Annotated in this window: 21 protein-coding genes and 1 tRNA gene; 12 read left to right on the top strand and 10 right to left on the bottom strand. The window is 45.3% G+C overall.

All coding sequences use genetic code 11. The features are described 5' to 3' along the window. Positions 1 to 13 precede the first annotated feature (13 nt). The 5 genes from LEP1GSC052_RS11505 to LEP1GSC052_RS11480 form a co-directional block, all read right to left on the bottom strand. Positions 14 to 2,080, bottom strand: coding sequence for an Lcl domain-containing protein (locus tag LEP1GSC052_RS11505; RefSeq protein WP_010574084.1), 2,067 nt, complete (start codon positions 2,078 to 2,080; stop codon positions 14 to 16). Positions 2,081 to 2,370: 290 nt separating this feature from the next. After that, positions 2,371 to 3,408, bottom strand: coding sequence for a helix-turn-helix domain-containing protein (locus LEP1GSC052_RS20720; protein ID WP_167593880.1), 1,038 nt, complete (start codon positions 3,406 to 3,408; stop codon positions 2,371 to 2,373). 223 nt (positions 3,409 to 3,631) lie between these two features. Next, a complete protein-coding gene (locus LEP1GSC052_RS11495) occupies positions 3,632 to 4,825 on the bottom strand; it encodes a helix-turn-helix domain-containing protein (protein WP_020986762.1) in 1,194 nt (397 codons plus the stop codon). A 394-nt stretch (positions 4,826 to 5,219) separates the two neighbouring features. Then, entirely contained in the window at positions 5,220 to 5,747 is a 528-nt protein-coding gene (locus LEP1GSC052_RS11485; protein WP_010574089.1) for a helix-turn-helix transcriptional regulator, read from the bottom strand. Positions 5,748 to 6,068: 321 nt separating this feature from the next. After that, positions 6,069 to 7,076, bottom strand: a complete 1,008-nt coding sequence (locus LEP1GSC052_RS11480; protein WP_010574090.1) for a VOC family protein — start codon at positions 7,074 to 7,076, stop codon at positions 6,069 to 6,071. A gap of 193 nt (positions 7,077 to 7,269) precedes the next feature. On the opposite strand from LEP1GSC052_RS11480, the gene LEP1GSC052_RS11475 reads away from it, so the two are divergent. From LEP1GSC052_RS11475 to LEP1GSC052_RS11430, 10 genes are all read left to right on the top strand, one after another. Further along, positions 7,270 to 8,067 carry a helix-turn-helix transcriptional regulator gene (locus LEP1GSC052_RS11475; RefSeq protein ID WP_010574091.1) on the top strand — a complete coding sequence of 266 codons (798 nt, stop codon included), beginning with the start codon at positions 7,270 to 7,272 and terminating at the stop codon, positions 8,065 to 8,067. A gap of 87 nt (positions 8,068 to 8,154) precedes the next feature. Further along, entirely contained in the window at positions 8,155 to 9,042 is an 888-nt protein-coding gene (locus tag LEP1GSC052_RS11470; protein WP_010574092.1) for a M24 family metallopeptidase, read from the top strand. Continuing rightward, positions 9,039 to 10,277: an SMP-30/gluconolactonase/LRE family protein gene (locus tag LEP1GSC052_RS11465; protein WP_020986358.1), complete on the top strand. Its 1,239-nt coding sequence runs from the start codon at positions 9,039 to 9,041 to the stop codon at positions 10,275 to 10,277. Before LEP1GSC052_RS11470 ends, LEP1GSC052_RS11465 begins: the two co-directional genes overlap by 4 nt. Positions 10,278 to 10,465: 188 nt before the next feature. After that, positions 10,466 to 12,757 carry a patatin-like phospholipase family protein gene (locus LEP1GSC052_RS11460; protein ID WP_010574095.1) on the top strand — a complete coding sequence of 764 codons (2,292 nt, stop codon included), beginning with the start codon at positions 10,466 to 10,468 and terminating at the stop codon, positions 12,755 to 12,757. Between the two features lie 66 nt (positions 12,758 to 12,823). Then, positions 12,824 to 15,505 carry a PAS domain S-box protein gene (locus LEP1GSC052_RS11455; RefSeq protein WP_020986359.1) on the top strand — a complete coding sequence of 894 codons (2,682 nt, stop codon included), beginning with the start codon at positions 12,824 to 12,826 and terminating at the stop codon, positions 15,503 to 15,505. Positions 15,506 to 15,510: 5 nt separating this feature from the next. Further along, positions 15,511 to 15,969 (top strand): response regulator, encoded by a 459-nt coding sequence (locus tag LEP1GSC052_RS11450; RefSeq protein WP_010574098.1) that lies wholly within the window; start codon positions 15,511 to 15,513, stop codon positions 15,967 to 15,969. Beyond that, a complete protein-coding gene (locus LEP1GSC052_RS11445) occupies positions 15,962 to 17,503 on the top strand; it encodes an ATP-binding protein (RefSeq protein WP_020986754.1) in 1,542 nt (513 codons plus the stop codon). Before LEP1GSC052_RS11450 ends, LEP1GSC052_RS11445 begins: the two co-directional genes overlap by 8 nt. A 14-nt stretch (positions 17,504 to 17,517) precedes the next feature. Beyond that, positions 17,518 to 18,732 (top strand): EAL domain-containing response regulator, encoded by a 1,215-nt coding sequence (locus LEP1GSC052_RS11440; protein WP_020986570.1) that lies wholly within the window; start codon positions 17,518 to 17,520, stop codon positions 18,730 to 18,732. Between the two features lie 47 nt (positions 18,733 to 18,779). Next, complete coding sequence (locus tag LEP1GSC052_RS11435; protein WP_010574099.1) at positions 18,780 to 19,547, top strand: hypothetical protein; 768 nt, start codon at positions 18,780 to 18,782, stop codon at positions 19,545 to 19,547. Between the two features lie 72 nt (positions 19,548 to 19,619). Next, complete coding sequence (locus LEP1GSC052_RS11430) at positions 19,620 to 20,012, top strand: MauE/DoxX family redox-associated membrane protein (RefSeq protein WP_010574100.1); 393 nt, start codon at positions 19,620 to 19,622, stop codon at positions 20,010 to 20,012. Positions 20,013 to 20,437: 425 nt separating this feature from the next. On the opposite strand, the gene LEP1GSC052_RS11425 is transcribed toward LEP1GSC052_RS11430, so the two are convergent. Next, positions 20,438 to 20,521: transfer RNA gene (locus LEP1GSC052_RS11425), tRNA-Leu, on the bottom strand. Positions 20,522 to 20,543: 22 nt separating this feature from the next. After that, positions 20,544 to 20,948 (bottom strand): PaaI family thioesterase, encoded by a 405-nt coding sequence (locus tag LEP1GSC052_RS11420; RefSeq protein ID WP_000648186.1) that lies wholly within the window; start codon positions 20,946 to 20,948, stop codon positions 20,544 to 20,546. Between the two features lie 129 nt (positions 20,949 to 21,077). On the opposite strand from LEP1GSC052_RS11420, the gene LEP1GSC052_RS21440 reads away from it, so the two are divergent. Continuing rightward, complete coding sequence (locus tag LEP1GSC052_RS21440) at positions 21,078 to 23,252, top strand: hypothetical protein (RefSeq protein ID WP_010574102.1); 2,175 nt, start codon at positions 21,078 to 21,080, stop codon at positions 23,250 to 23,252. A 20-nt stretch (positions 23,253 to 23,272) separates the two neighbouring features. On the opposite strand, the gene LEP1GSC052_RS11410 is transcribed toward LEP1GSC052_RS21440, so the two are convergent. Genes LEP1GSC052_RS11410 through LEP1GSC052_RS11400 form a run of 3 tightly spaced genes read right to left on the bottom strand, consistent with a single transcriptional unit; the run spans position 23,273 to position 25,340 of the window. Next, positions 23,273 to 24,349 carry a DUF5777 family beta-barrel protein gene (locus LEP1GSC052_RS11410; protein WP_040913505.1) on the bottom strand — a complete coding sequence of 359 codons (1,077 nt, stop codon included), beginning with the start codon at positions 24,347 to 24,349 and terminating at the stop codon, positions 23,273 to 23,275. Next, a complete protein-coding gene (locus LEP1GSC052_RS11405) occupies positions 24,346 to 24,864 on the bottom strand; it encodes a YceI family protein (protein WP_084492270.1) in 519 nt (172 codons plus the stop codon). Before LEP1GSC052_RS11405 ends, LEP1GSC052_RS11410 begins: the two co-directional genes overlap by 4 nt. A 50-nt stretch (positions 24,865 to 24,914) precedes the next feature. Next, positions 24,915 to 25,340: an LIC11213 family lipoprotein gene (locus LEP1GSC052_RS11400; RefSeq protein ID WP_010574105.1), complete on the bottom strand. Its 426-nt coding sequence runs from the start codon at positions 25,338 to 25,340 to the stop codon at positions 24,915 to 24,917. Between the two features lie 241 nt (positions 25,341 to 25,581). Between LEP1GSC052_RS11400 and LEP1GSC052_RS11395 the strand changes: the two genes are divergently transcribed. Next, positions 25,582 to 26,241, top strand: coding sequence for a transglutaminase-like domain-containing protein (locus tag LEP1GSC052_RS11395; protein ID WP_020985856.1), 660 nt, complete (start codon positions 25,582 to 25,584; stop codon positions 26,239 to 26,241). The last annotated feature ends 236 nt before the right edge of the window (positions 26,242 to 26,477 follow it).

Below are 26,477 nucleotides of genomic sequence, written 5' to 3'. Positions count from 1 at the left end.
ATATACTCCTTTTTTAATCCGAAATACAAAGGGACGTGTAATTGAACTGATTGGTCCATCCCGTGCTCTTTAATTTATTGGATACGTGTGTGATTCCTTCGAAAACGGTGACCGACCAAGCTCCCCAAGTAACCAAAAGCGACGGATTCGAATAATTGTATCCGATCGGAATCGGTCCCATGGATAAGTTTTCGATCGAATGGTTCGGATTAGGAGAGGAAGGGTTTCCGCTCGCGCCGTAACGATTCGAAGCGTTGATCGTGATTCCGTTCGTGCTACTCCAGTAGCGTTCGTAATTGTTCCGTAAAATCCCCGGAAAATACGCTTCCAGAATGGTCTCGTTGCCTGCGTTTCCTCCATATTCCAGAATTGTATAATATTCTGATATTGTGGGGACTCTCCAAGTCGTTTTGCCCGCGTAGCCCGATCCCGAGTTCCGAACGTTGAGAGAAGAACAGTCCTCGACGGATCGATTGAAAGATTTCGCAGGATTTCCGGGATCGGAGACGCAGGAGGAACCGTTCCATTTAAAAGCGCCCGCGCAAATTTTCGCGCAGGTTGTTCCGTTCCATTCGTAATCGACGAGACAGGTTTTCCAATATCGTAAGTTTCTAATATCGGCGGTTACGTAATCCGAGGGATAACCGGTCAGAGTGCCTGGCGGTAATAAACCGGAAGGAAGCCCGATCGATTCTCCATCTTGACCGCTTCCCGCGCAGGAGATCGTGAGTCCATTCTCGTCCGAACAATCGGTTTGTCTCGAATCGGAGGGTAAAAGATTTCGAGTATCGTAAATGGTTCCGTGATTGAGTTTGATGTTTCCGGAGACGACCGAAACGACGGGGCTGGAGGCGACTACGTTACCCGCGATATCTTTGAAAGACGAACTCGAGTAAAGAAGATAGAACTTATGCCATTCGGGTAGATTGCTCTGAACGTTCAAAGTATAGGTTCGTTTATCCGCGCTCCAACTTCCGACCGCTCCCGGCCATTTGATTTCCGGATCGCCTCCCTGTGTTTGATCCCTATGTTGCGGGTTCGGAGTCGAAGAGGTGTCCATGTCCTCGTTAAACGTCAAGCTGAAAGTTCTTTGTGTGACGCTCAACGCGAACGCGGTCGCGTTCGGACTCAGCGCGGGAGAAGTTGCAATGATCTGAGGAGCAATGTTGTCTAACGTTATATTCGTCGTGCTGTTTCCTTCGTTGGAACCTGCGGTAGTAAGGCAAACTCGTAACGTGTTCGAACCCGCGCTCAAGCTCGAACCTAAGATCGTAGAATCGATATTCGTATTGGCGGCCGCGGGTCCTGAACTCAAAGAAGTTCCGTCGCTGCAATTTGTGCTACCGACTCGGACCGAATAATTTCCCGCGATGTCGGATTTCCAACGAAGAACGGAACTTCCCGTTCCTTTAATGATCGACTGACTTAAAGAGACGATCGTAATCGTAGGATTTCCAAAAGACACGACATACGTCCCGGAATTTACGGCTCCTACGTTACCCGCTTTGTCCACGGCGATCGAGCTCAGATTGGTTGTAGTGTTGTTCGGCAACGACAGAGAGGATGAATATAAGGAACTTCCCGACGCGGCCGCTCCGGTATTTGAAATCGAAGCCGCGGTTCCGTCCGCACGATACGCGATCGCTTGACAACCGGAGTTTCCGGAATCGCTACAGGAAATCGTAATATTCGGCGCGGAAGAACCGAAGGTGCCCGAGGAAGGCGAGAAGCTGACGGTAGGAGGAGAATCGTCTCGTTCCACGGAGAACGCATACGAATCCCATAAAGTGGAACCGCTCGGATTGAAAAGACAGATACGAACCGAATTGTTGCCGACGACAAGAGGAGCGGCTCCGGAAATTGCGTGAATGCGAACCGTGATCGAAGTCGAGGCCGGGACGGAGGAGGAATCATAAAGAATTCCGTCCGAACAATTCGTGGCTCCGTAACGAATTTGATACGAAGCGTCGAGGGAACTACTCCATTGAATGTCTTCGAATTCGAAAGCGCCGCTTTGCCCGCTTAAGTAAATCGTATTTGCGGAGAAATACGTGATCTTTCCGGATATCGGTGGAAACACGGGTTGAGATACGGGAATTGTACCGCTTTCCGAACTTATACTCGAAGGAAAAAAGAAAAAAGAACGCTTCTTCTTACCGTCGTCCATGAGACAGGCTGAAGAGCCGATCAGAAAGAATAAAAGTAACGAACACGACCGAAGATGATAAAAAATACGAAACGTTTGCGATCTCTTGAAATTCATGACACACTCCGACTCGATGGAATGCGAAAAGAATAACAGAGATCGAAGAGACGATCCCTCAATTCTATAAAACGCCGCGCGCGTTTATTTATTTTGGAACGGTCGAATTAACGAGACTTCCCATTTCGGGAGGCTTTGAATCCGAAGGGAAGAATCGTCTTTTTCGAATGTTTCTTTTTGAACTGAGAGGGAGTGATTCCCACTTCTTTCTTAAATGTCGTATTAAAAACGGAAAGGGAATTGAATCCGCTGTCATAGGCGATCTTAATTACGGAACTTTCCGTTTCGTGAATCAGGCGCGTTTTCGCCTCTTCGATTCTAAAATGATTGATGTATGTGAAAAAACTTTTATTCAAATTCTTGTTTAGAAATTCGGAAAGCTGATGCGATTTAATTTCCAGTTTTTGCGCGAGAAGATTCAACGTGATTCCGGTTTCCAGATATATTTTGTCGCGTTTCATTAGGTTTTCGAGTCTTTCGCCGAGATCGTTCGGATCGATGTTCTGAAGAGTCGTTTTCTGATAACTCATCTTCCGAAAGGTTTCGGAAATGATATTGAAAGTGATCGGATAGATCTGGCTTATAACGAAAGCGTAAAGAACGGTCAACGTAAGCATACATAAATCCAAAACGTAGAGTTGCAGAAAAAAGGAAAACTCCGGAAATAAGAATCGAAAATCGATCCAGAGATTGATAAGAACACCGGAGATTCCGATACTTAATATTCCTATAATATGTTTGGACCAAGGGTAGTCCGAAAAACTTCCCTTAAAAAGCTGTAGAAATTTGATCAGAATCACGGACATATAAACGATCGTAATCACGGTGGAAAGTCCGTACGCGAAGTCGTATCTAGATTCGAATTTTTCGTTTAAGTCCGTCAAAGGTTTGCCTTCGGAAATCAGAAACAGGGTATCAAAACCGAAATAGAATAAAAACAAAACGGCCGGAGCGTAATGAGGAAGTAGTCTTGTCAGATTTACTTTTTCGTCCAAAAGCAAAAGGTTGAAATAGATAAAAAGGGACGGGCCGATGAGTAGAATAAAAAAGATCTCGCTCGAGAAAAAATGAGAATAATTTAAACCCAGCCCGTTGAGTAATACGAGCCCTTTGATCAAAAAGAAACTCATAGAGATGAAGATCATAAAGACGATTAAATTCTTTGTGCTTCTCCCTTTCAAAATTTGAATGAGGCCGAATATGAGAGAAAGGACGCCTCCAAATCCAACGAATTGATTGAATATGTAACCCAGGAACTGATTCATATCGGTTAAACTCGCGGGCTCTTACGGAGGAATTCCCTCGAAAAATGCCCGCACAAAACTACACGATGAATTCGGTTTAGCAAATAAAAATTTCTTCGGACATTCAAATTTTAGAATGTTCGGAAACGATCGAAATACTCGGTTCTTCGAAATATCTTTCCTCGAATCTGCGAATTTCCGATTCGATGGGTTGAAATATGGGGTTGTATTCGATTCGGTTGCCCTTTTGTGTTTCTTCCCGATATTTGCTCGGTGTCATTTTTGTGGCGTAGACGAAAAATCTTTGAAACGTGGATAAGGCGTTGAATCCTACGGCCATCCCGATCGAGATAACGGATCGCGACGGTTCTTCCTTTAGTAAGGACATCGCTTCTTGGATGCGGTAATAATTCACGAAGGTATTAAAATTGGTCCTAAGATAACGGTTGATAAAGGCCGAAAGCTGATGAACGCTTAAACCCATTTCTTCCGCCACCGAAGGAAGCCTTAAGTCTTCGTCTAAAAAAATCTTTTCCTTAACGAACAGATCGTATAGTTTTCTCATAATCATTCCGTGATCCAAATTCGTAACGACGTATTCGGTGCTCGATCTTCTTTGGAGAGAGTCGGAAGGCGATAAATCGATACGATTCGAACTGATTTGTTTGGGAGAAGGAAACAGAATCAAATTGCTGAATAAGAATATCGGAGAAATCACATACACGATTCCGCTGATTTTCGTGGCGGAATCCGAAAACGATTCTGGGATAATTAAATTGAGTTTTTCCACCAGCATAAGCGCGATCAATAGATAGATAAGTTTTAATCCTTTTTTTACGTAATAACTCTTAATGAAGAATTGAACATAAAGACAGTATAAACTCAGAATCGCGATGGAAACTCCGCTTACCGTAGCAAAAAGATTGGGAAGCGTTTTCGGTTCGGAGTTATGCCAAACGGAGACGATCATCGTGCTGGAAACTAAAGAAACGATCGCGGTCAGAAACAACTCCCGTTTGAATTCGGTTTGAAGAGAAACGGCGGAATTTTTTTTCTCGGTAAACTCGAAGGATTCTTTGCAGACCGTATAGATGATGATCGTTCCCGCGATGGTAAAAAAAGAATAGAGAAAACTTCCCGCGAATAGAAGCGAGTTTCTCGTGATTTGAGACTGACTCGAGAAGATGAAAAGGTTGAAACCGATCAGGATAAGAATCAGGGCCTGTTTCCTATGAAAGGGTCTCTTCCTTTTGTAATAATAGATTGAACCTAACACGACGTATTGAATCGCGCTGGCAAAATAAATTTCGACGGACATATAACCTCTCCGATCGGTTTTCGATTGATTCGATTGTAGTTGAATAGAGGGAGAGGAACTATCGAGTTTATAAACTCGATACCGATTTTAGGAAATTATTTTTATCCGATCGGTTTTATATCAAACGAAATGAATGCGATCTTTCCAATCGTTTTAAATATGTCAAAATCGTATAAAGAAAGGGCGAACGAAAGTCGCCTCCGAAGCAAAGAGCGGTTTGTAACGACCGATCGATCCGATTCTAATCTATTTTATCCTTGGAAACTTCTCGGAGTTTTCGGGAGCCGATTTAAAAACGCCGGAAACGCGAACGGATTCGTGTCCGTTTTATCCGCCTGTTCCCGGTCCCACGGCGTCACTTTACGCAACAAAAACTTTAAAGAATTATAAAATTCTAATCTTCTTCCGGAAGAAAGGGCATAATAAAATAGGCGATAAAATCCAGTTTTCCTCTCCTTCCCGATTTTTGATAGATGGAAGATGCCTGCACTTCGACGGTTCTGAGGCTTGTGTTTCGGATTCCGGCGATCTGCTGGTTGGAAAGTCCCCGAAGAAGATAAACCGCAACCTCGGTTTCGGATTGGGTGTATTTCCAATCTTCGAATTGTTTTTTCACCCCGTTCCAGAATTTTTCCCGATCGCCCGCGCTCAAAAGGGATTTATGACGAAGATCCTGAATGAGGTCCTTGGATTCCTTGATTTCGAAATGAAGTCGTTTCGATTCGTTTGCGATAAAATAAATTCCGAAAAGAGTTAAACTTCCGATCCAGAGTTCGAAGTAATCGACGTATCTTGCGAGGATCGCGGAGTTCTCGGAATCGATCGCGAACTCGATTCCTTCAAAGACCATCCAAAGAACGATGTTACAGATAAAAAAAACGAAAAAATAAAATCCTTTCGGATGAAGTAATTTCAAATTCATACGTGTTTCCCGCAATGCAGTCCCTTATGGACAAATCTTTTAGAATAGGATCCGATTGGAAAGAAAAAGAAAAAGGTAACGTAACGTAACGTAACGTATCGCCTTGCCTTCCATTCCGTTCGTTTACGATCAGATCCGCGCGTACTTCGCCGATCCGAATCAAAAACAATACTTCAAAGAACGATACAAACGACAGAGAAACGGCACGAACTTCGTCTATTTCAGTTCCGAAATACTTAGCAAAATTCTAATATACAAAGAATGGAATTTTCAGAACGTTCCGTTTGCGGAAATCCTGGTTCTTCGATTTCGATTCGGTCCTTATTTTGAACGCGTCAGTAAAAGAAAGTTTCCGTCCACGTCCCGGATCGTGGCGGAACGGTTTTCGACTTCGTTTAACAAAACTCCGCCTACTCGGACAAAGGCCTCGACCGCTTTTTTAAGATCGCGCACTCGAAAACCGGTCGCGATTCTTCCCGGATCGGAAAGATTCGGAGGACTTTCGGTGGAGAATCGATTGTATGTGAACACCTCAAAAGTAGGACCGCCCGCGCTATAACCCGGAAGTTCGAGATGACGTCCCTTCACTTCGGCTCGTAGAATGCCCGTTAGCCGTTCGATAAATTCTCCCTGGTAATCTCTTTCGAAACCGGTTGTGGAAGTACCAAATATATTTTTGTAAAATGAAACGGTCTTCGACCAATCTTTCGAGTTGATGTTTACGTGAAGAAAACGAATTCGATCCGTCGAAGGAGGCGGCAACTTAAAGCTCGTCCTTGACAAAGAGTTTAACGTGCGATAAATCGTACGCGGAGTGACAGGAGCGGGAAAAGGAAGATGGACCTCGAACACGTTCCCGTCCGGATCGGTCGCGTAGACCGCCGGAACTTTTTTCAGATCCGCAAAGGTGCTTACGATCCTTCCGCCGTGGTCCGTGATTTTTCGGATCAGACCGGGAACGTCATCCGTTTCAAAACAGATATGCGCGTAACCGAGATCGTTTGCAGCGGGAGATTTTTGAAGAGGCTTATCGTTTTTGAGAAAGGTCAACAACGGACCTTGATCTTCGTAATCGGGCGTTTGAAGAGTGATCGTGGATTTGTTCGAACCCTGTGGGTTCCAGGTCGGATCGGAATTCGTTCTCTTCGCATTAAAAACGTTTTGATAAAAAACGGCGAGACGTTCCGGATCGGGGCTGTTGAAGATCACCGTTTCAAAAATAAAATCGGAATTCTCAAGTCTACGATAGTCGCTTTGCGACGCGCTGAATACGGCCCACAAAAAAATCGAAACGAGTAAAACTCCGATGAGAATCAACGTCTTTTTCATTTTGCTCCCGGATCCGCGTTCGAATTTCAGAGAAAGTCTCGGATCTGAACCACTCTAACACGCGGAAGAGAACAAACGCTTGAACGAATCCGGCGAGGTCCGCGTTTTTTTCTTGCTAACGTTTCTTTTTAAAAAAGAATCCAATTTTCGAAACGAACGGGAATCGTTCCCGTTCTGAGAATACGAAAGCAGAATGGACATCGCTCGCAAAGGAATTCTTTACTTATGGAAAAGCAGGGTGATGTTCGCGACGAACGCGATGCAAACCGAATTCCATTCTCACTATGCGGCGACACTGGCCGTTTCCTTGGAAAAAAATATCCACATCGAAACCGAAAAGGGAAAGGAAGAATATAGGGTCGCCTTAGTCGGTCCGAACACGTATCACAAAACCGTTTCTCCCGGCGTGGAAATGATCGCTCTTATGATCGATCCCGAAACCTACGAATACGGAGCGATTTCCAATCTCGTTCAATCGGGCGAAGTAAAACGTCTGGATCCGAATAACTTTCTTCCCTTGATGGGAAAACTGCGGGAACTATATTACGGAAATTTAATGGACTCCGAAGCCTGGGATCTCCAACTGGAAATGCTTCGTTGCGTCTATCCGTTTCAAAAACCCGAAAAGATCGTGGACGAAAGAATTCAAAAGATCGCGCAAAAGATTCGAACCGAACTGCCGGACAGCATTCGTATGAAGGAGATCGGTAAGGACTTTTCCATTTCCGAAGACAGATTGATCCGTCTTTTTAAGGAGAATTTGGGAATTCCGTTGCGAAGATATTTGTTATGGGTTCGGATCATCGAAGCGGTTAAACTTTTGATGGAAGGCAACAATCTTACGGAAGCGGCTCACGCGGCCGGTTTTGCGGACTCCGCGCATTTTACGAGAACCTTTAAGGAGAATTTCGGATTCGTTCCTTCCGTTTTTTTCGGTCATCTTAGGTCCATTGAAATTCGATTCTGCGATTCCGAAGATCGTATCTTCTAAAAAAAATCTTTTCGATACCGGATTCGTTCAAGCGATTCTTTTTTACGTTTGTTACTCTTTACTCAATTCGAGTTGAGAGAAGAATCCATGCCCATAGAAACGGAAAGAGGAATCTTATCCAGATTCTCTTCAAAAATATCAAAGTATAGTTCCCGATCGGTTCACTTGCCGACCGAAGAGGAAAAGAGCGGCTTTTTAAAAGCGCAAAGACTCGCGTATCGATGTGTGACCGAGGTCGAAAAGGAAATGCGCGAAGGATGGACGGAACTTCAGGCCGCAAAACGTATGGAAACTTTTTTACGCGATCACGGCGTGAAAGTTTTTTTACACAGACCGTTCGCTTGGTTCGGCGAACACGCGCGTTTCGACGGCTACAAACGTTATACGCAATTTCATCCCGGCAAAAAGAAATTAACCGCGCACGAACCCTTTATCCTCGACGTGTCTCCGGGCGTGGACGGTTATATAGGAGACATCGGTTATTCTTCCTGTTTGAGTCCGAGCGAAGAATTGGACTTCGGTATGAAATATCTTCTCGAGTTGAGAAAGGAAATTCCGAAATATTTTTCCTCTTCGATGAGCGCGAGTGAGATTTGGTGGAAGATCGATCGGGATTCGAAAGAACGAGGTTTCGACAACGTTCATTCTCTATATCCGTTTGCGGTTTTAGGTCATCGGGTTTATAAGGTTCATCTTCCGAATTTCTCCTTTCCGTTGCTTCCGATCAGCTTTGCGAGTTGGTTCAGTCTGCAAGGTTCTTTCGAATTTCTTTCGCATAAGGTTCTTCCGGAACTGTTAACCCCGGATCACGAAGGCGATAAAACGGGTCTTTGGGCGATCGAACCTCATTTCGGCCGCGGAAAGGCCGGGTTTAAGTTCGAAGAAATTCTCGTGGTGGAAAAGGATCGGGCGTATTGGCTGGACGACGAGGTTCCTCACGTAAAAAGAGCGGCGCAACTTGCGAGAAAAATATGAAAGAAAAACTGTATATTCTAATATTCTTATGTACATTTACGGGAATCGCATGTAATTCCGAAAAGATCAAGATCGGAGATTCGTATCGCCTCGGAGAAACTCCTTCCGAAATTCTCAAGGTTGAATCCGCTCGGGATCCGTTTTTAAACGGAATGAAAACGGAGATGAACGATCTTCCCGGTCACGACGATTTGATTTTCGATTCGGATCAAAGGATCGCCTTCGCTTCCGGTATGGACGGATGGATTTGGAAATTGGATTTTAAAACGGGCAAGGCAGAGGCTTGGCTGAAACCTCCGGTCAACCCAGCGGGAATGCAGTTTGCTAATGCGAACAAGGAGAAAATTCTCGTCTGCGCTTCGCGTTTGGGCGGAGAAAAATACGAGGATGCGCAGAAGGTCGGACTTTACGAATTGGATATTCGGACCAAGGCAGTCAAACCTTTGGTTTTGGATCTTCCGAAAACGGAAACCAGAATATTCGAAAAAGTTTATATTTCTTCGGAAAGACCGAAAATTTCCGCAAAAGATTTGAACGCCTCCAATTCGAGACCGTTTTCTCTTTGCAACGATCTCGCTGTTTCCAAAGACGGAAACAGGATTTATATCAGCGAACCTTTTGAAAGAGAAGGGGCCGCGATGGGAAGCGGGGCCGTGCCGGAAGCGATCGGTCTTTATCCTCACGGAAAACTTTGGATGTATGATCGAAAAACGGATTCCATTTCTTTAATATTGAACGGGTTTACGTTCGTGGACGGAATTTTGATCGAGCAGAATTCAGCGGGAGAAGAAGAATCGGTCGTGTTCACGGAAACGTCCAAGTTTAGAATCGTCCGCGCGTTTTTATCGGGGGATAAGGCCGGAACTTCGGAGGTTCTTTTTGAAAACTTACCGGGTCTTGCGGACGGTTTGGAACGAGACGATCGGGGAAGAATCTGGGTCGGGATCATCAAACGAAGGTCTTCGCTTATCAATTTGGTTCACGCAAACGCATGGTTGAAACCCTTTCTTCTTTCTTTGCCGCAGGAGATTCTGCCCATTTCCAAAAAAACGGGAATTCTCGTTCTCGATTCGAAAGCGCAAAAACCGCTGTACTATTCTATGCACGACGGTTCCAAGATCGCGGATATTTCGGTTTCGGTTCCTTTCGAAGGCAGGGTTTATTTTCCGTCCTTCGATAAAACATCGAGAGGTTTGTTCTCCCTTTCGATCGACGATTTGAATTTGGGCGAGTAAGACGCGCGGATTTACGAAGGGAAGTTGCGGAGAATGAATCGCGGTTTATAAGAATCGAATTGATTCTCCCCAAGTCTCTTCGATAAAGAATGGACACGAAGAACGTTTTGATATAACGTAAATCTCCCGTAAAAATTTACGTCGAATCCGTTTATACAAAGGTTCGTTCAGGTCCATTCGGAAATACGATGCATCTTCGAGATTCAAAACAAAAAATACGAAGAACCTTAAAGGAATTCAAATCCAAAACCTCTTCCGAATTTCCGGCATGGAAAAACGCGGCGGAAGAGGAATTCGTTCAAAGCCGTTTGAAACTTCATACTTGGAATTCGAATGCGCGGGAAGATTCTAAGATTCCGATCGGTTCTCTTTGTCTTGTAACCTCCGGCAAACTGGAAGAAACTCTTCTGAACTCGGAAGAAAAAAATCTGATCCTGAGGGATCTGTTGCCCGGCGATTACTACGTTTATCGACCCGATAAGATGGTCCAATCGGGAATATCAGAAATTCTTTATATAGATCCGAAGGATCTAAATCGAATCACGAACAAACTTTCCTCTTGGAAAAAATGGATCGACGATCTTAACCGGGAGAATCATCTCTTTCACGTTTCCAAACTCAGACCTTCCAAAAAGGAACTCATGTCTTTTTTATCCTCCGTCGAACTTCTCTTTCATCTCGACAAAACGACGTTATCCAATCTCGAGTCGAGAATGGAATGGCTCGTAATTCCAGGAGGAGAAATTCTTCTCAGACAAGGAGACGCGGGAGATTCGATGTACATTCTCGTATCGGGAAGATTGTATTGGACGGTCCGATCCAAAACGAAGGAGATTCTTGCGGAAGGAGAATTGGGCAAAGGAGATATCATCGGCGAGATGTCCTTACTCAGCGGCGATAAACGATCTGCGACGGTGGTCGCTTCCAGAACGAGTCAGGTCGTTCGTATATCGAGGGAGGATTTTAAAAAAAGTTTCGCGAATTCTCCGGAAGCTCTTTTTCAAATTACGGGAACGATCGCACATCGACTCGGAACCGAAAGAAACCAAGGTTATAGAAGGGCGAACTCGGTTCGAAACGTTTCCATTTTTCCTTTGAATGCGTCTTCTACGCCAGAAGAATTCTATCGATCCTTGCAGAACGGTCTTAAGAATTTCGGAAAAACCATATTAGTAGATTCGAATGTGTTTAAAAAAAGATCTAAGTTTAAGAATTTTCAAAACGGAACCGGAAAATCGGACGCGTATCGGATCGGCGATCTCGTAAACTGGTTTTACGATCTGGAAAAGGATTACGATAAGCTAATATTCAAAACGGATACCGAAAATCCGGGTTGGAGAGAAGCCTGTTTTCGTCAATCGGATCGGATTCTCGTTTTGATCGATCCGAATCGTCCGATCGGAATGGAATATTCCGAGATCGGTTCGATGTTGCCCGATGAGATTCAAAAGGAACTCGTTTTTCTCATCGATTCCCAATTCTCGAATTGGAAAAAGATAGAATCGATCTTAAAGGAATTTCCTTCGATCACTCATTCGATTCTCCGCAGAGACGTGGACGCGGACTTCGGAAGAATGTCGAGAAGACTGACGGGCAAAAGTATCGGTGTCGCATTATCGGGAGGAGGCGCGAAGGGTTTTGCGCATCTCGGTTTGCTAAAGTGTTTTGAAGAGAACGATATTCCCGTGGATATGATTTCGGGAACGAGCGCGGGTGCGATCATGGGCGGGCTCTTTGCGATGGGACTTAGTTCTTCGGATATTCTTCCCTTGATCCGAAACTTTTGGTTGGATCGAAACATCCTCGGCGACTTTACGTTTCCCTTCGTTTCTCTCGTAAGAGGAAAACGTTATTCGAACGCGATCCACGAATTTTTTAAGGATAGAAACATCGAAACACTTCCCATTCCGTTTTACGCGGTGGCGTGTAACTTGACGAAGGCGGAGAGAAAAGTTTTTGACAGAGGTTTGTTGTGGAAGGCCGTTCGATCGAGCACTTCCATCCCCGGAATTTTTCCTCCTTTCTCGGAAAGCGGAGAATTGTATGTCGACGGAGGTCTTCTCGACAATCTTCCCGGCTCGATCTTAAAGGAGAGAGGCGCGGGAATTTTGATCTCAGTGGATTTGGGCGGAGGCGGACAGATCGACAAGGATTTAATGTATCACAATCTTCTCAGTCCTCAATATCTCGGAGAGGCTCCTTCTTTTCTCAATTTATTATTTCATCATCTCAAAAGACAAAGTCTGAAAACGAAGTATACGGGTTTCGCCGAAATCATGATGCGATCGTTGATGTTGTCGAGCAAGAACAGCCAGAACAGAACCAGAGACAATTCCGATTTATACATTGAACTTCCGGTGGGAGGTTACTCCACGTTCGATTGGGATCAGTTTCAAAAATTATACGAAATCGGATACGAGGCGGGAAGGAAGAAGGTTCACGTCTGGAAAAACGAAATTAAGAAAAAACTAAATTCGTAAATTCTCATTTTTTAATTGAAATCCTATTCGCAAAGAAGTTAGAATTGTCCTTCTTCGGCGAACACCATGCAACCATCTGGAATCAAATCCTTGGAAGAATTTTCTTCGGAAATTTCTTCCTTTCATGATAAAATCTGCATACTCGAAGAACGTCCTTCCGGGAAACTTCTTTTTTCGGAAGAATGTATCCGTTTTTGGGGATTTCACGGTTTCGATCGGGAGCCCGATACGTTCTCCTCTTTTTTATTTCGTCTTCACGGAAAGATCCGCAACTACGCGGACTTTACGGAAAAAATCCTATTCAAACACATTCAAGATTCAGAATACTTTGATACGCTATTCGGAGACCGGCATATCCTCCGTTTTTTTTGGGAACCCGCTTTCGGAGAAACGGAATCCAGATACAGACTTTATACGTTCGAAATTCTGACGAGAGAAGGCGAAGCGGAGGATTTTTCGCAGAACGGCGCGAAGGTGGAATCCATCTTTTACAAACTTCCGCAACCCGCGTTCTTATTCGATCCGTCCACGTTGCGTTTCCTTGCGGTGAACGACGCGGCGATTTATCTCTACGGATTTTCGAGAAAGGAATTTTCCGAGATGAATCTTTTGGAAATCCGACCCGAAGAGGATCGGTCCGAGATGGAAAGTCTGATCAAAAATTACGCCAAAGAATCGGGAATCCAATCCAGAGGAATTTGGAGACATTGGAGAAAGGATCGAAAAATTCTTTATATGAAAATCACCACGAATCAGATTCCGTTCGGCGATTCGTACGCGGTTCTCGCGATGTTGACTAACGTTTCGGATACGATCGAAACGACGTATGCGCTTAAACAAAACCGCGCTGAAAAACAATCCCTGATCGAAAGCATGTCGGATCGGTATTTCGCTCTTTCCAGGGATTGGAGATTTATTTCCGCAAACGAACAGTCCTTGGCCATATTAGGAAAATCTAAAGAAGAATTGATCGGAAGAGTGATCTGGGATCTTTATCCCGAACCTTCCGCCCGATTTTTCAGGGAAAAATACGAACTCGCGGTTCAAACCCGTAATCCATTGACGTTCGAATACAAAATAGCGGACACGGGAAACGTAGTCGAGTTTCGCGTGTTTCCGTTTGAGGAAGGCATCTCCGTTTTTTTTCAGGACATCACGGAAAAAAGAAGAAGGGAAACCGAGCAGAACATTCTTCGAGAAATCGCATTCAAAATTCCTAAAGCGTCCAACGTAAAGGAATCCTTTGAAATCCTTTTGGAGGCGATCTGCAAAGGAACTTCCTGGAGTTTCGCTCAGATTTGGAGGTTTCAAAACGGAAAGCTCGTGCTCGAGGAAAATTCTCCTTGGTATTCAATCGAAGCGATCTTTGTCCGTTTTAGAATGGCTTCTTTTGAAACCGTTTTTTCTCCGGGCGAAGGAATGATCGGAAAGGTTTTTTCCACGGGAAAAATCCGGTTTGTTCAGGATATTCAAAAGGAAAGAAGTTTTAAACGCACGCTTTCGGCGGTTCAAACCGGAATCAAATCGTGGATCGCCGTTCCTCTGAGAACGGGCCATGAAAGTTACGTTCTGGAGTTCTGTACGAATATGGAACTCGATTCGGTAAATTCTTATATTCAAATGTTTGAATTGATTGCGGATCAGATCGAGGTTCTTTTTAAGAACAAGGAAGCCGAAGAGGAAAAGGATCAGTTCTTTAAATTGTCCGGGGACATGTTCCAACTTTCCACGACGGACGGTCAGGTGATCGAACGCAATCAGGCTTGGGAAGAGGTGCTCGGTTATTCTCGCGAAGAACTGAACGCTTTGGATCTTACCGAAATCGTTCATCCGGACGACAAGGACTCGATGATCGAACTTCGTAACAAGTTCAGAATGGATAAGAAAAATCTTTCCGTTTCGTTGCGATACGTCGCGAAAAACGGACAGGTCAAAACGATTCTTTGGAAAACGACCGTGTCCGCCGAACACGGGTTAGTTTATACGACGGGAAAGGACATCACAGAAATTCAAAAGGCTCAGATCAAACTCGAGAATCTGACGAAAGAACTTCAGAGATCGAACGCGGACTTGGAAGATTTTGCGTTTATCGCTTCGCACGATCTTCAGGAACCTTTGCGAAAAATCATGGCGTTCGGCGATCGTCTTTTGAAAAAAACTTCGAACCTCGACGCCGAGTCCGTGGATTATCTGCAAAGAATGTCCTCTTCCGCCAATCGTTTGTCGAATCTGATCGAAGGTCTTTTATCTTATTCGAGAATCAAAAGCAAAGCGAAGCCGTTTCAGTTTACGGATCTGAGTAAGATCCTAAAAGAATCGATCGGAGATCTTGAAATTTACACGAAGGAAAAAAACGCAAAGGTGATCCATTCTCCGATCGGATTTACTTGGTGCGATCCCTCTCAAATCGGAATGGTGTTTCAGAATCTGATCAAGAACGGACTCAAGTTCAATCAAAGCGAATCGCCCGAGGTCATCATTCAATGCGTTCCGCATCCTACGGAACCGAATTGGATTCAAATTACGTTTTTGGATAACGGAATCGGCTTTGACAAAAAGCACGGCGATAAGATATTTACGCTCTTTCAAAGATTGCACAGCAGGGAAGACTACGAAGGAAACGGAATCGGTCTTGCCGTTTGTAAAAAGATCATAGAACTTCACGGAGGGAGAATTTACGCGGAAAGCGTTCCGCAAAAAGGTTCCACGTTTTATGTGGATCTTCCGGGCGCTCTCACGTCGGTTTAACAAATATGAAACCCGAAGTCAAAAATCAAAATTCGATTCATATACTCGTCGCCGAGGACGATCCGGACGATCGTCTGTTGATGCGCGACGGATTCCGGGATAACAATCTGATCAATCCGCTTCATTTCGTAAAGGACGGGGAGGAACTTTTCGAATTTCTTCAAAACAAAGGAGAATATTCTGATATTCTAAAGTATCCGAGACCTGGAATCATTCTTCTGGATCTGAACATGCCCCGTATGGACGGAAGAGAGGCCTTGAAGACGATCAAATCCATTCCGGAATTCAAAAAAATTCCGGTCATCGTTTTGACGACTTCCCGGGAAGAAGAGGATATGCTTCAAACCTACGATTTGGGCGCGAATTCTTTTATCCGAAAACCCGTGGAATTCGGCGCGTTTATGGAAACGATTCGAACGTTAGGACAATACTGGCTTGAGATCGTGGAGCTTCCCATTGTTTAACTCCGATTCTTCGAACGAGGACGAGATCCGCGTCCTTTTGATTGAAGACGACGAAGAAGATTCGATTCTTTTTCAGGAATACGTAAACGAAATCCCTTTTCCGAAATATAATATAAAACGATGTAAGGATGCGAGCGCCGCGTTCGCGGAGTTACGTTCGAATCCCTCTTCGTATCGAATTCTCGTGATCGATCATTTTTTAGGATCGACGACCGGAATCGATTTGATGCAAGAGTTGCGATCCGTTGCGCCTAACGTTCCGGCCGTATTGATTTCCGGTCTTCCGAACGAAGAGATCGAATCGAACGCTATCAAAGCCGGTTTTCAAAAAACTCTTGAAAAGAAAATTCTTTCGGCCTTTTCCCTCGGAAAAACGTTTTATGAACTTTTGAATTCAGAAAAAAACAAGCCGGAAAACGATCCGGCGACGGATCCGGTTTCTCTTCGAATGGAAACGATCTCCCAATTCAGCGGAGGAATCGCACACGATTTTAATAATATTCTAAACATCATCATCGCGAATTTGGATCTTCTCGAAATGCAATGTAAGGAACAACCCGACGTTTTAAACCGGATTCGTTCCGCACAAAACGCGGTGATGCGGGGCGCGGAAGTAAATAAGAAATTGCTAAACTTCTCTCGAAAACAATCCCTTCATCCGGAAGCGGAAGACCCGAATCGTTTGATCGCGGAGTATCTGGAAAAACCATCCGACGTTTTTCCAGAAAACGTTCGCGTGGTTTTCGAACCCGGACCGGGCGGCAATCTTTGCAGAATCGATCGAAGCGAATTTGCAAATTCTCTAATGCACTTGCTTCAAAACGCGAAAGAAGCGCTTGAAGAAAACGGCGGAACGATTCTGGTAGAAACCGATACGATTTTGGCGAACGACGAAGCGGAATGGAGAACTCTTGGCCTGGACAGAGGAAATTATTTTTTTCTTAGGATCGCGGATAACGGCAAAGGAATCGATCCGAATCTTGCGGATAAAATTTTCGAACCCTTCGTTTCCACAAAACCGAAGGGAAAAAGTTCGGGGCTTGGGCTTCCCATGGTTTTCGGTTTCGTAAAAAGAAGCGGAGGCAAAATCGTTTTCGAATCTCATTTCGGCTACGGTTCGGACTTTTACGTTTATCTTCCGATCGAAGATTTAAAATCCGACGCACGACCCTTAGGTATCAAATCTTGGAACGGATCTAAGAAAATTTTTTATTTTACAAAGGGAGGAGAATCTTCCAAAAGAACGTCTTATCTCTTTCAGAGTTTCGGCGCAAACGTACGCCGATTCGAAGATTTACGTTCTTTCGAATCGAATCTTTCGAAGATCGACTCGGAAACGATCGTATTCTCCGAAAATTGGGTGGAGAATTTTTCGAAATGGAAGGAGATCGTGATGAACGCAAAGAAGTCGAATTCTAACCTGAACGTTTGTTACTTTTCCCCTTCTGCAAAACAAGCCGATTTAGAAAATTCTTTGGAAATCCCTTGGCCCATATCTCGAAAATCTCTTGAGAATCATTTAGGCGGATTATAAATTAGCCATTCATTATGAACCCGCCTACGTTACCCAATCTACTCATTTTAGACGACGAGGAAGAAATCGCCGGTATTCTCGGAGATCTCGCCAAACAATGCGGATTTGAGGTTACGATCGCGCACGAAGCGGGAATGTTTTTCGAAAAGCTAAGCGAAAGCACGCAATATATCATCTTGGATCTTATGATTCCCGGTGTGGACGGAGTCGATGTTTTGCGGATGTTGTCCGGAAAAAAATTAGCCGTTTCCGTCATTCTGATCAGCGGCGCGGACCGCAGGGTTCTACAAAGCGCCGAGGCTCTTGCGATTCAATACGGTTTGAAAATTTCGGGAGTTCTCGAAAAGCCGATTCGAATTCAGGAATACCAACGAGTTCTCACGGGTCTCATCTCCGATAAAAAAAACGAGACGTCGAATTCGTTCGTCGCGGGTAAAAGAGCGGCGCAGGAACCGGCGTCCGCGATCACCGCGGAAGAAATCGAACAAGCGATTCGAGAAGATCAATTCCTACTTTTTTATCAACCCAAGATCAATTTTAAAACGGGAACCGTTTCCGGTTTCGAATCCTTGGTGCGTTGGTCGCATCCTCATCGTGGTTTGGTTTTTCCGGATTCTTTTATTCCCACTTTGGAATCGTATCCGAGTTTGATGGACGCGATGACCGAAAAGCTGATTTTACAAGCCTTGGGTCAGTGTTCGATTTGGAACAAACAATTTCCGGGGATTGCTGTGGCGGTTAACGTGTCTCCGGTGAGTCTGAATAAACTCATTCTTCCCGAAACGATTTCTAAGATGATCGAGGGTTTCGGTTTAAAAAACAATCAACTCATCGTGGAAGTTACCGAAACTCAGTTGTTGGAAAACATAACTTCGACCTTGGACATTCTCACCCGAATTCGGATTCGAGGCATCGGACTTTCGGTGGACGATTTCGGAATCGGTTATTCTTCCCTGAAACAGATCCACCGTTATCCGTTTACGGAACTCAAAATCGATCGATCCTTTGTGAGCGTCGCTCCGTATGATAAGGAAGCGTTGTTCATCTGTCAAGCCGCGATCGATCTCGGTCACAAACTCGGTATGACCGTCGTTGCGGAAGGAATCGAAACCGCGGAAGTCGGAGAGTTGATGAAGAAGGAAGGTTGCGATAAGGGACAGGGTTATTTTTACAGCAAACCTATGCCTGCCGACGCGGCACTTCAATTCTTATCCAGTTTTAAATCCTAATTCTTTTTTGGTTTACTCTTCGGGGAAGAATCTCATCCTTCCGGTATATGAAAAATTTTCTCAAGGATCCGGATTTTCCCGTTTTGATTCGGGCTTATCGTTCCTCTTTGATTCGAAGATATAGCGTTTCCAATTTGGAACGTTATCCGGAATTGAAATCGATTCCGAGATCCGTGATCGATACTCTTTTAAAATATTTTCTCGAACTTCTTTATCCCGAATACGAGGGAAGAATTCTTTTGGACGGAGCCTTTCATTCTCTTTCCGGATTCGTTCATAGTCCGTCGAAGGTTTTCGGTTTGATCGGTTCTTTGGGCGCGGCCGCGTTCAGTTTCGGAAGGCATCTCGGCGCCGCGTTTAAGACCGGTTTTGCGGCGTTGAATTCCTATCTTACCGCAAGACATTTCGAAACCTTAATGTTCGAATTCACCAAGGAAGAATTGAGAGCCGGTAACGATCCGATGGACGACATGGTATTTGATAGAATCATCGCTCAGGTTCCCAAGAAGGAAGCCGATCAATTCAGAAAGGATATCGTAAAACTTTTCGAAACTCTTTCCAACAAGGAACTCTTAGGCAAGATCGTTTCTATGATGAAGGCGATCGTTTCCAAAATGGAAAGCAAACCTAAAACATATACTCCCGAAGAAGTGGAGGGGATTCGTTTAGGTCTTGCCATTCTTCAAAAAGGAGAAGAACTCTTTCAAGGTCTTTCCGATTTCGAAATGAAATTGATTCTGAAATCGATCGATCGGATCGAGAAGGATTTTTTCGAAGACGCGTTAAAACGAAACGGAAAGTTCGAAACGGCTTAGGCGATCCTCGAAAAGTCCTTGAAGGTTCGTTCCGGAATTGTTAGAATAAGGACCCTGATTGGAGTAAAGTCTATGAAAAAAATCCTGGATTGGACGGCAAGAATCGTCGCGATTGTGATTTTGATTCCGGCGTTTTACTTTAAACTTTCCGGCGCCGATCGTTCGATCGCCACCTTTACGGCGTTGGACGCGGAACCCTTCGGCCGTTACGTGGTCGGCTTCTTTGAACTCGGAGTCGTGTTGTTGTTACTCATTCCGCAAACGAGTTGGTTGGGCGCGATGATCGCGACCGTAATCATGATCGGCGCGATCGGTTCTCATATTTCCGTTCTCGGATTTCAAGGGGATGCGGGGATTTCCTTCGTGTTGGCCTTTGTGGTTTTGATTTGTTGCGTGGCCGAGTTGGTCGCGTCCAAGGATCGAAATCCGATCTTCACGAGAATTTTTGCCAATAAAAGTTACTGAAGAATATTCCGTTTTTTGAATGTTTTTTGCGAGGGCGATTTTGTCGGAGCTCCGACAATTTTTTCGTAAAACTGCGGCCCCCACCCGAATTGGGTGGCGGTGGCGGGCTTGTGGGAAATTTCGCAAAAATTTCCATAGCAGAAAAATGTCAGGAAGTCAAGTGGGATCCGAACATCGTCCTTGTCGTATCTCCGACAAGCGAGTCCGATTTCAATGCGTCAGCGATGGGGAGCGCGCGTAGCGGTCTCTCCCTAGGAGAGACCGAAGGCGTAAGCCGGAGCGCGGACCAAGCGCGGTCCCACGAAGTGGGAGACGCCCAAAACTCGCTTCGAGTCATATGTTTGTTGTTGGTTTAAAATCTTGCCTGATGGGGCGACTGGAACCGACGCTTGGTTGCGTCGGTGAATTTTGAATTTCTAAAATCTTGCCGATGGTCGGACTCGAACCGACACAGAGTTGCCCCCGGTGGATTTTGAATCCACTGCGTCTACCAGTTTCACCACATCGGCGGTTTGATTGCGGAAGTAAAGATCAGTCGTCTACTTCGATGTACTTGCCTTTTCCACGTGCGACGATCTTACCGATTTCGTTTTCGATTTCCGCTCTGTTCTCAATCACTTTTTTGTTCTTCTTCACGAACCATCCGCGCAAGTGAAGAGGTTGATTGACGAAGGCAGGCTGTAAAAAACGAATCGTAAGCTCACCCGTGGTTGTTTTGAAATTCATGGCTTCATTGATTTTCACCATGATTTCGTCTAAGATCGTAGATATAATTCCCGGATGGATTACATCTGGCTGACCTTGAAACTTTTCCGGACAAGTGAAGTCACCGTATGCAGATTGTGTATCTTCGTCAAAGGTGATTTTCAATTGAAGTCCGTCCGGATTGTCTGGACTGGATCCAAAACTTAAGTTTGCCCGAACCGAAGCTTTCATAAGTCAGAAATATACTATACATACATGACGTCAATTACAAAAAGAAGTCCGAACGGGTTCAAGATTGGTATCTGCGTTTGTCGATTTTAAGAACAGTAGCTTCTCCCTATGACAACACTCCTCTTATTCATGTTAGGTCTTTTATCCGCAGGGGCGGGAGCTTATACTCTTTTTAGAGACAAGCCCGCACCGAAAGAGGGAGAATCCGGTTCCGGAAAATCTTCTTCCGGCGGCGGACCGGGCGGAGGACCCGGGGGCGGTGGGTCTAACGTTCGCGGAGATCGTGGAAAAGAAATTCCGGTTTCTCCTCCGGGTGCATCGCCGGGAACACAGGGTTCCCAAGCAGGCGGTCCTCCGACCTCGGGTTCGGGAGGCGCGGGACAACAACCTTCTTCCGGTGGCGCACAACCTTCCGGCAGGGGAGAATCTCCCAAATCAAAAGAAGACATTCCCGGTCTACGAAAGAAACCAAAACTCGATCTGAAAAATAAGGTCGATGATATCATTCGCAATAATTCTAAATTTGCGAATCACCGTCGTCCCCTCATCAACGCGGAAGCCTTGGTGGACAAGGAGAGTTACAACGGTGCATTAGAAATTTATAAAAGAACCAAGACCCGCGTCCCCGACGAAGAGATCCAAGGAAAGATTCAGGAGAATATCGATCAGATCCAGAATCATCTCGAAAGCGACGAGGAGGAAGTCTATCGTCCCGATAACTACGACGGTCCTCCGATTCCTTTGGGGGATCTGGTTCGTGCGATCAAGGACATCAGCGAGTCGTTAGGCGATACGATCTCGAAAGGGTTCGGAAACCCGATCAGTCTTCCTCTTTCTCCTTTGGATCCCGGGGCTTTGCCCGGTCCTCCGACCATGCCCGGAAGTTTACCGCCCGGTCCGGTTTCTTATCATATCTTTAGTCCCGGTCCTTCTCTTCCTCCGGGAAGTATTTCTCCACCGAGCCCCGATTCTCCTGCGGGTGGGGGAGCCGTTTATCCGACCTTTCCTATGGGCGGTCCCGGCGGCGGCGGAGGAGGTGGTGGTGCGTCTGGGGGAGGTGGAGGAACCGGTGGAGATGTGGGAACTCCTTCCGGATCTCCAGGAACGGGCGGCGCAGGAAGCGGAGGCGCGGGTGGTGGCGCCGGGGTCGGAACCCCATCCTCGGGCGGACCAGGAGGCGGTGGTGGCGGATTTCCGGGCGGTGGAGGAGGCTCTCCCCCAACACAACCGTCTCGCCAAGAACATCTCGATCCGAACGCAATGGATCTTCCCGACGACACATTCTTTTCGGAAGAATGGGAGAAGTTCAAAGACTTACCCTTAGTCGATCGAAGAACCGGAGAAAGCAGAAGATCGGGAAGCGATCGCCGCGGAGAAGATCCGAACCGAAAGGACCGCAGACAAGGCGACGATCGAAGAAAAGAGGATCTTTTTAAACTCAGAGACGATTATCTCAAACAAAAAGAAGAACAAAAAAAGAGGGAAAGAGAAGCCGAACCTCAAACAACGCCGGAGCCGCAAGACCACGATTGGCCGGAGGCTCCGACTCGCGATGAACTTCCGCCGTTCTTAGCTCCGGTCATACCGAAGATCGAACTCGTACCGATTCGACTTCCCGAACCGCAAGATAAAACCGTACGACCTCCCGAAGAACCCGCGCCTTCGGCGCCGAGCCCTGCGCCAACCGGAGAAGTTCGATACGAAGCCGCGCCAACTTCCGAAGCGCCCGAAAAAGAATTTAAACCATTAGAACTTCCTAAAATAGGATTGCCCGATCCGGAATATCAAAAGACCGGAGAATCCACCGTACCCGAAATTCCTCATCTCGGACGCCAACCCGCGGGTGCGGAACCGGAACCCGACGAAGCACCCGAAATAGAAGTTCTCGAAGGAGGACTGGAACCTCTCGGAGAAGAAACCGAAGACGAAGAAGGCGGCGGGGAAGAATCCGGAGGCGGACCGAAGGAAGAAGAACCGAGAATGATCCACGGGATTCTAGAGTTAAAACCTCCGGAAGTCGACGACGCACCGTTTCTCACTCTCACATACGATTTCGGAAAGATACCGCACGCGTTTAAACTTTCGAAGAATTATAGTATTATGGAATACTCATACTATAAATACAAACCTATGCTCGTAAAGGCGCAGGAGTTCGCGAGAAGAAAAATGCTGAAAAACGCGCTGAACTACTACCGGGTCATCAAGTCCCAAAACATTCCGCCCGAACTCAGAAAGATGATCAACCGGAACATCAAGGACATCACCGAGTTCATGGAAAAATATCTGATGGCTAAGGGCGGTTGACGTCCGGCGATTCTTCTTCTTTAGTTCGATTTCTGGGCGGTGTTGTTGTCCGAACTTTCCAGAGAAAAATAACGATGGATGTTAAAACCCACGGTCCATTCTTTCTTGCCGTAATCGTAATCGGCTCCGCGTAACAACTGGGTCTGCGCGATCGTTCTGCTGTTCGTCACGAATAACTGAAACACGTGACCTCCGGTTTCAAAGTCCACGCCGAAACTCAAAGGAACCGTCATATACTCCACGGGTTTGGAAAGAAGAATGTTGTTGATCGCCGCGTCGATCGTCTTTCCTCTCGCGATCAGATCGTTGACCTCGGAAGCGGAATATTCCACACCGTTGATCTTTGTTTTTCGATCTTCGGTCGCGTACGAATCTCCGATGTAATCCCGTTTCGGAGTAAGAATGGTTCCGAACGTAAAATCCAAACGTTTGAAAAGATGAATCCGAAACGAAACGTCCAAGCCCGATCTATCGTTGGAGAGATGATCTTTAACGAAGTTTCTATGAACGAACATGGGAGAAAGTTGAAGCGAAAAGTAATCGCTGAATTTTCTCGAAATCAAAAACGAAACAAGAGTGCTCTGACGATCCGAATACGAAAGTTCGTAAGTGTTTAATTTTTTGGTCGCATCCGAATCGAACGCGGCGTTACCCGAGGAAACTTTCAGATAAGGACCGTAGAACATCCTTTGTTCTTGGGTTTCCTGTCCGAAAACTCCGAAGAAACTCACCGTAATCGGAAAGCTCGAATCCTGAGTCAACAAACGAACCTTTCCTCTCGCTTCGTATGTTTTTTGAAAGGAAGTTCTTGCGACTCCCAGCGTGACCCGATCGGTAACTCCGTAGTCCAGGGAAAGTTGCGTGTTGGCCCCGTTGTCCAAACCTAAAAAATCGTAAGAAGTCGACTTTGCGTCTCCGAATCTGTGATTGAAACGAAAGTCGAGGCCGTTTTTACCCACGTCTTCGGTGCTCGGCATGTGGATTAAACTCGTTCCTAAGAACGTGGACTTTCTTTGTTCCTGGGCGGAAAGAGAAAAAGAAACAAAAAGAAAAACGGAAAATAAAAGGAATACAACGAAACGGATCTTGGAGTTCATTCTTTGTTTTGCCATACGATCAAGGTTTCAATTCTGATTTTTTCATTCAGTTTCAAAATCACTAATTTAGGAATTTCGATTTTAAAATCGGAAAGAAGAACTTCGAAATCGGCTTTGACCGTCAGTTCCTTATCTTTCTCTTCGAAACTTCCCTGGATCTTAAAATTCTTTTTCGTGATTCCGTGCAGAGTAAATTCTCCCTCGGCGATCACTGTTTTTGAGGCTCGGTCCCACTTGAGAATGTTCCCGTGAAACGTCGCAAGCGGAAACTTTTCGGTTTCGAGATAATTGTCGTGCATGTGACGGTTCATCAAACGATTGGAAACGTTCAGATCGTTCAGATCGACTCGGAACCAGATCTTTTTCGTTTCCAAGTTCGCCGTTCCTTCCCCTTTGGAAAGATTTCCACGAATCGTTTCCTGGGGAGCCTCGCTCAAAAACTGGATCTTCGTTTCTTTTACGATCCAATCCTTGGACGTTTTGTCGCCCGCAAACGCGGACGAACTTAAGAACATTAAAATAGAATAAAATACGAATGTGTTTAAAATTCGTTTTTTGGGAAGAATCAAGGGTTCGCTCCTTTCAAGATCCAACAAAATACGGCCTTGTTGATCGAGTTGTTGTTGTAGATTCTCATCGATCCGGAATTGATTTTGATGAAAAGCAGACTGTTCTTAGGATCTCCCACGATGATTCTATTTCGAACGGCCGCGTAGGACGTGATGTCGAAACCGGCGTTTGAGTTGCTCGGATTGTGACAGGTCGTACAGGTTCCCGTTCCCGATTGGTTTAACGTCGCAAAAGCCGGGGCCGGATCAGTGCAATCCGCGTTCGTAACCTCTTTCAAAGGAGTGGACGAACCCGTAAGAAGGGCGAGATTCTTTAAAGAATCTTCCTTATTCGAACTTTTTTCGTTTTGGCAATCGAGTAAAAACGAAAAAACAAAAAGGATCAAGATCACGAAGGAAAAACGCTTCTGAACTTCTTTCATACAAAACTCTCCGGAAAACAAATTTACAATAGATACGTATCTGTTTGTGATTTCCAATCTTATAATGAATTCTCATATCAAAAATAGAAAATTAAGAATCCGATCTTTCCGGAATAAACTCCTCGTATCGGGGAAGATTCCGAATCGTTTCGATGGAAAAGAGTCGGTTGATTGGACTGGACGCGGATCTTCGGAGCGAAAAGATAGCACAGGAACTCAAATTTTTCTAAGAGGGAATTCGATGCAATCCTTGGAACCTTATTTAAAATCGACTTACTACTTCGATCACGATTCGGAAGGAGTGAAGAAGTTTTTGGAAACGCATACGACTTCCGAAAATTCTCCCTTGGAAAAGCTGAAGGAATTTTATCTCGGAGTTCGGGACGGAATCCGTTACAATCCGTATCAAGTCACCGATTCCAAGGAAGCCTATAAGGCGAGTTCGATCGCCCAAAGTAGACAGAACTATTGTATTCCGAAGTCGATCCTCTTTGCGGCGGGTGCGAGAGCCTTGGGTTTTCCGTCTAAGATCGGATTTTCGGACGTGGTCAATCATCTTGCGAGCGAACGGTTGATTCGTCATCTGGGAACTACCGTTTTCGCCTTTCACGGATATGCAGAAATTCTAATAGAAGGAAACTGGGTCAAAGCGACTCCGGTTTTCGACAAAGAACTTTGTATACGATTCGGAGTTGTTCCTTTGGATTTCGACGGCAAGAACGACACGATCTTTCATTCTTTCGACGGAGCAGGAAAGAAGTTTATGGAATACGTAAATCACCGCGGCGTTTTCGAGGATTTTCCGTTCGAGTTCGTGATCCAAGGACTCAAAGACTTTTATCCGAACGTGATGGGAAAGGCCTTTCAAGGCGATCTGAGAAATGAAAAACCGGTCGCCTAATCGTCGCTCCTTATATTGTTTATAGGCCGCGTGATTGATTACGTCGCTTTAGAAACGATTGAATTCGATTCAAACCACGGACGGATTCCGAATTTCTTTAAGACGAATACAAACGGTTCTTTCTTTTTGAATTTTCCCTTATCGAACACAAAGAAAGCGCATACAAAACGAATGTGAGTAATCTTTCGCTTTCTTTTCCTCTTACAAATGAACAACCTTTGAAAGAAAACGGAAGA

Origin of the sequence: Leptospira kmetyi serovar Malaysia str. Bejo-Iso9 (assembly GCF_000243735.2) — a bacterium.
In the GTDB taxonomy this organism is placed as follows: Bacteria; Spirochaetota; Leptospiria; order Leptospirales; family Leptospiraceae; genus Leptospira; species Leptospira kmetyi.
This window is presented reverse-complemented; position numbering and strand designations above follow the sequence as displayed.

What these genes read in the sequence shown, in the direction of transcription:
- LEP1GSC052_RS20720 (WP_167593880.1), bottom strand. Translation starts at nt 3,408, where the DNA reads ATGATCTTCATCTCTATGAGTTTCTTTTTGATCAAAGGGCTCGTATTA.
- LEP1GSC052_RS11495 (WP_020986762.1), bottom strand. Translation starts at nt 4,825, where the DNA reads ATGTCCGTCGAAATTTATTTTGCCAGCGCGATTCAATACGTCGTGTTA.
- LEP1GSC052_RS11485 (WP_010574089.1), bottom strand. Translation starts at nt 5,747, where the DNA reads ATGAATTTGAAATTACTTCATCCGAAAGGATTTTATTTTTTCGTTTTT.
- LEP1GSC052_RS11480 (WP_010574090.1), bottom strand. Translation starts at nt 7,076, where the DNA reads ATGAAAAAGACGTTGATTCTCATCGGAGTTTTACTCGTTTCGATTTTT.
- LEP1GSC052_RS11475 (WP_010574091.1), top strand. Translation starts at nt 7,270, where the DNA reads ATGGACATCGCTCGCAAAGGAATTCTTTACTTATGGAAAAGCAGGGTG.
- LEP1GSC052_RS11470 (WP_010574092.1), top strand. Translation starts at nt 8,155, where the DNA reads ATGCCCATAGAAACGGAAAGAGGAATCTTATCCAGATTCTCTTCAAAA.
- LEP1GSC052_RS11465 (WP_020986358.1), top strand. Translation starts at nt 9,039, where the DNA reads ATGAAAGAAAAACTGTATATTCTAATATTCTTATGTACATTTACGGGA.
- LEP1GSC052_RS11460 (WP_010574095.1), top strand. Translation starts at nt 10,466, where the DNA reads ATGCATCTTCGAGATTCAAAACAAAAAATACGAAGAACCTTAAAGGAA.
- LEP1GSC052_RS11455 (WP_020986359.1), top strand. Translation starts at nt 12,824, where the DNA reads ATGCAACCATCTGGAATCAAATCCTTGGAAGAATTTTCTTCGGAAATT.
- LEP1GSC052_RS11450 (WP_010574098.1), top strand. Translation starts at nt 15,511, where the DNA reads ATGAAACCCGAAGTCAAAAATCAAAATTCGATTCATATACTCGTCGCC.
- LEP1GSC052_RS11440 (WP_020986570.1), top strand. Translation starts at nt 17,518, where the DNA reads ATGAACCCGCCTACGTTACCCAATCTACTCATTTTAGACGACGAGGAA.
- LEP1GSC052_RS11435 (WP_010574099.1), top strand. Translation starts at nt 18,780, where the DNA reads ATGAAAAATTTTCTCAAGGATCCGGATTTTCCCGTTTTGATTCGGGCT.
- LEP1GSC052_RS11430 (WP_010574100.1), top strand. Translation starts at nt 19,620, where the DNA reads ATGAAAAAAATCCTGGATTGGACGGCAAGAATCGTCGCGATTGTGATT.
- LEP1GSC052_RS11420 (WP_000648186.1), bottom strand. Translation starts at nt 20,948, where the DNA reads ATGAAAGCTTCGGTTCGGGCAAACTTAAGTTTTGGATCCAGTCCAGAC.
- LEP1GSC052_RS21440 (WP_010574102.1), top strand. Translation starts at nt 21,078, where the DNA reads ATGTTAGGTCTTTTATCCGCAGGGGCGGGAGCTTATACTCTTTTTAGA.
- LEP1GSC052_RS11410 (WP_040913505.1), bottom strand. Translation starts at nt 24,349, where the DNA reads ATGAACTCCAAGATCCGTTTCGTTGTATTCCTTTTATTTTCCGTTTTT.
- LEP1GSC052_RS11405 (WP_084492270.1), bottom strand. Translation starts at nt 24,864, where the DNA reads ATGTTCTTAAGTTCGTCCGCGTTTGCGGGCGACAAAACGTCCAAGGAT.
- LEP1GSC052_RS11400 (WP_010574105.1), bottom strand. Translation starts at nt 25,340, where the DNA reads ATGAAAGAAGTTCAGAAGCGTTTTTCCTTCGTGATCTTGATCCTTTTT.
- LEP1GSC052_RS11395 (WP_020985856.1), top strand. Translation starts at nt 25,582, where the DNA reads ATGCAATCCTTGGAACCTTATTTAAAATCGACTTACTACTTCGATCAC.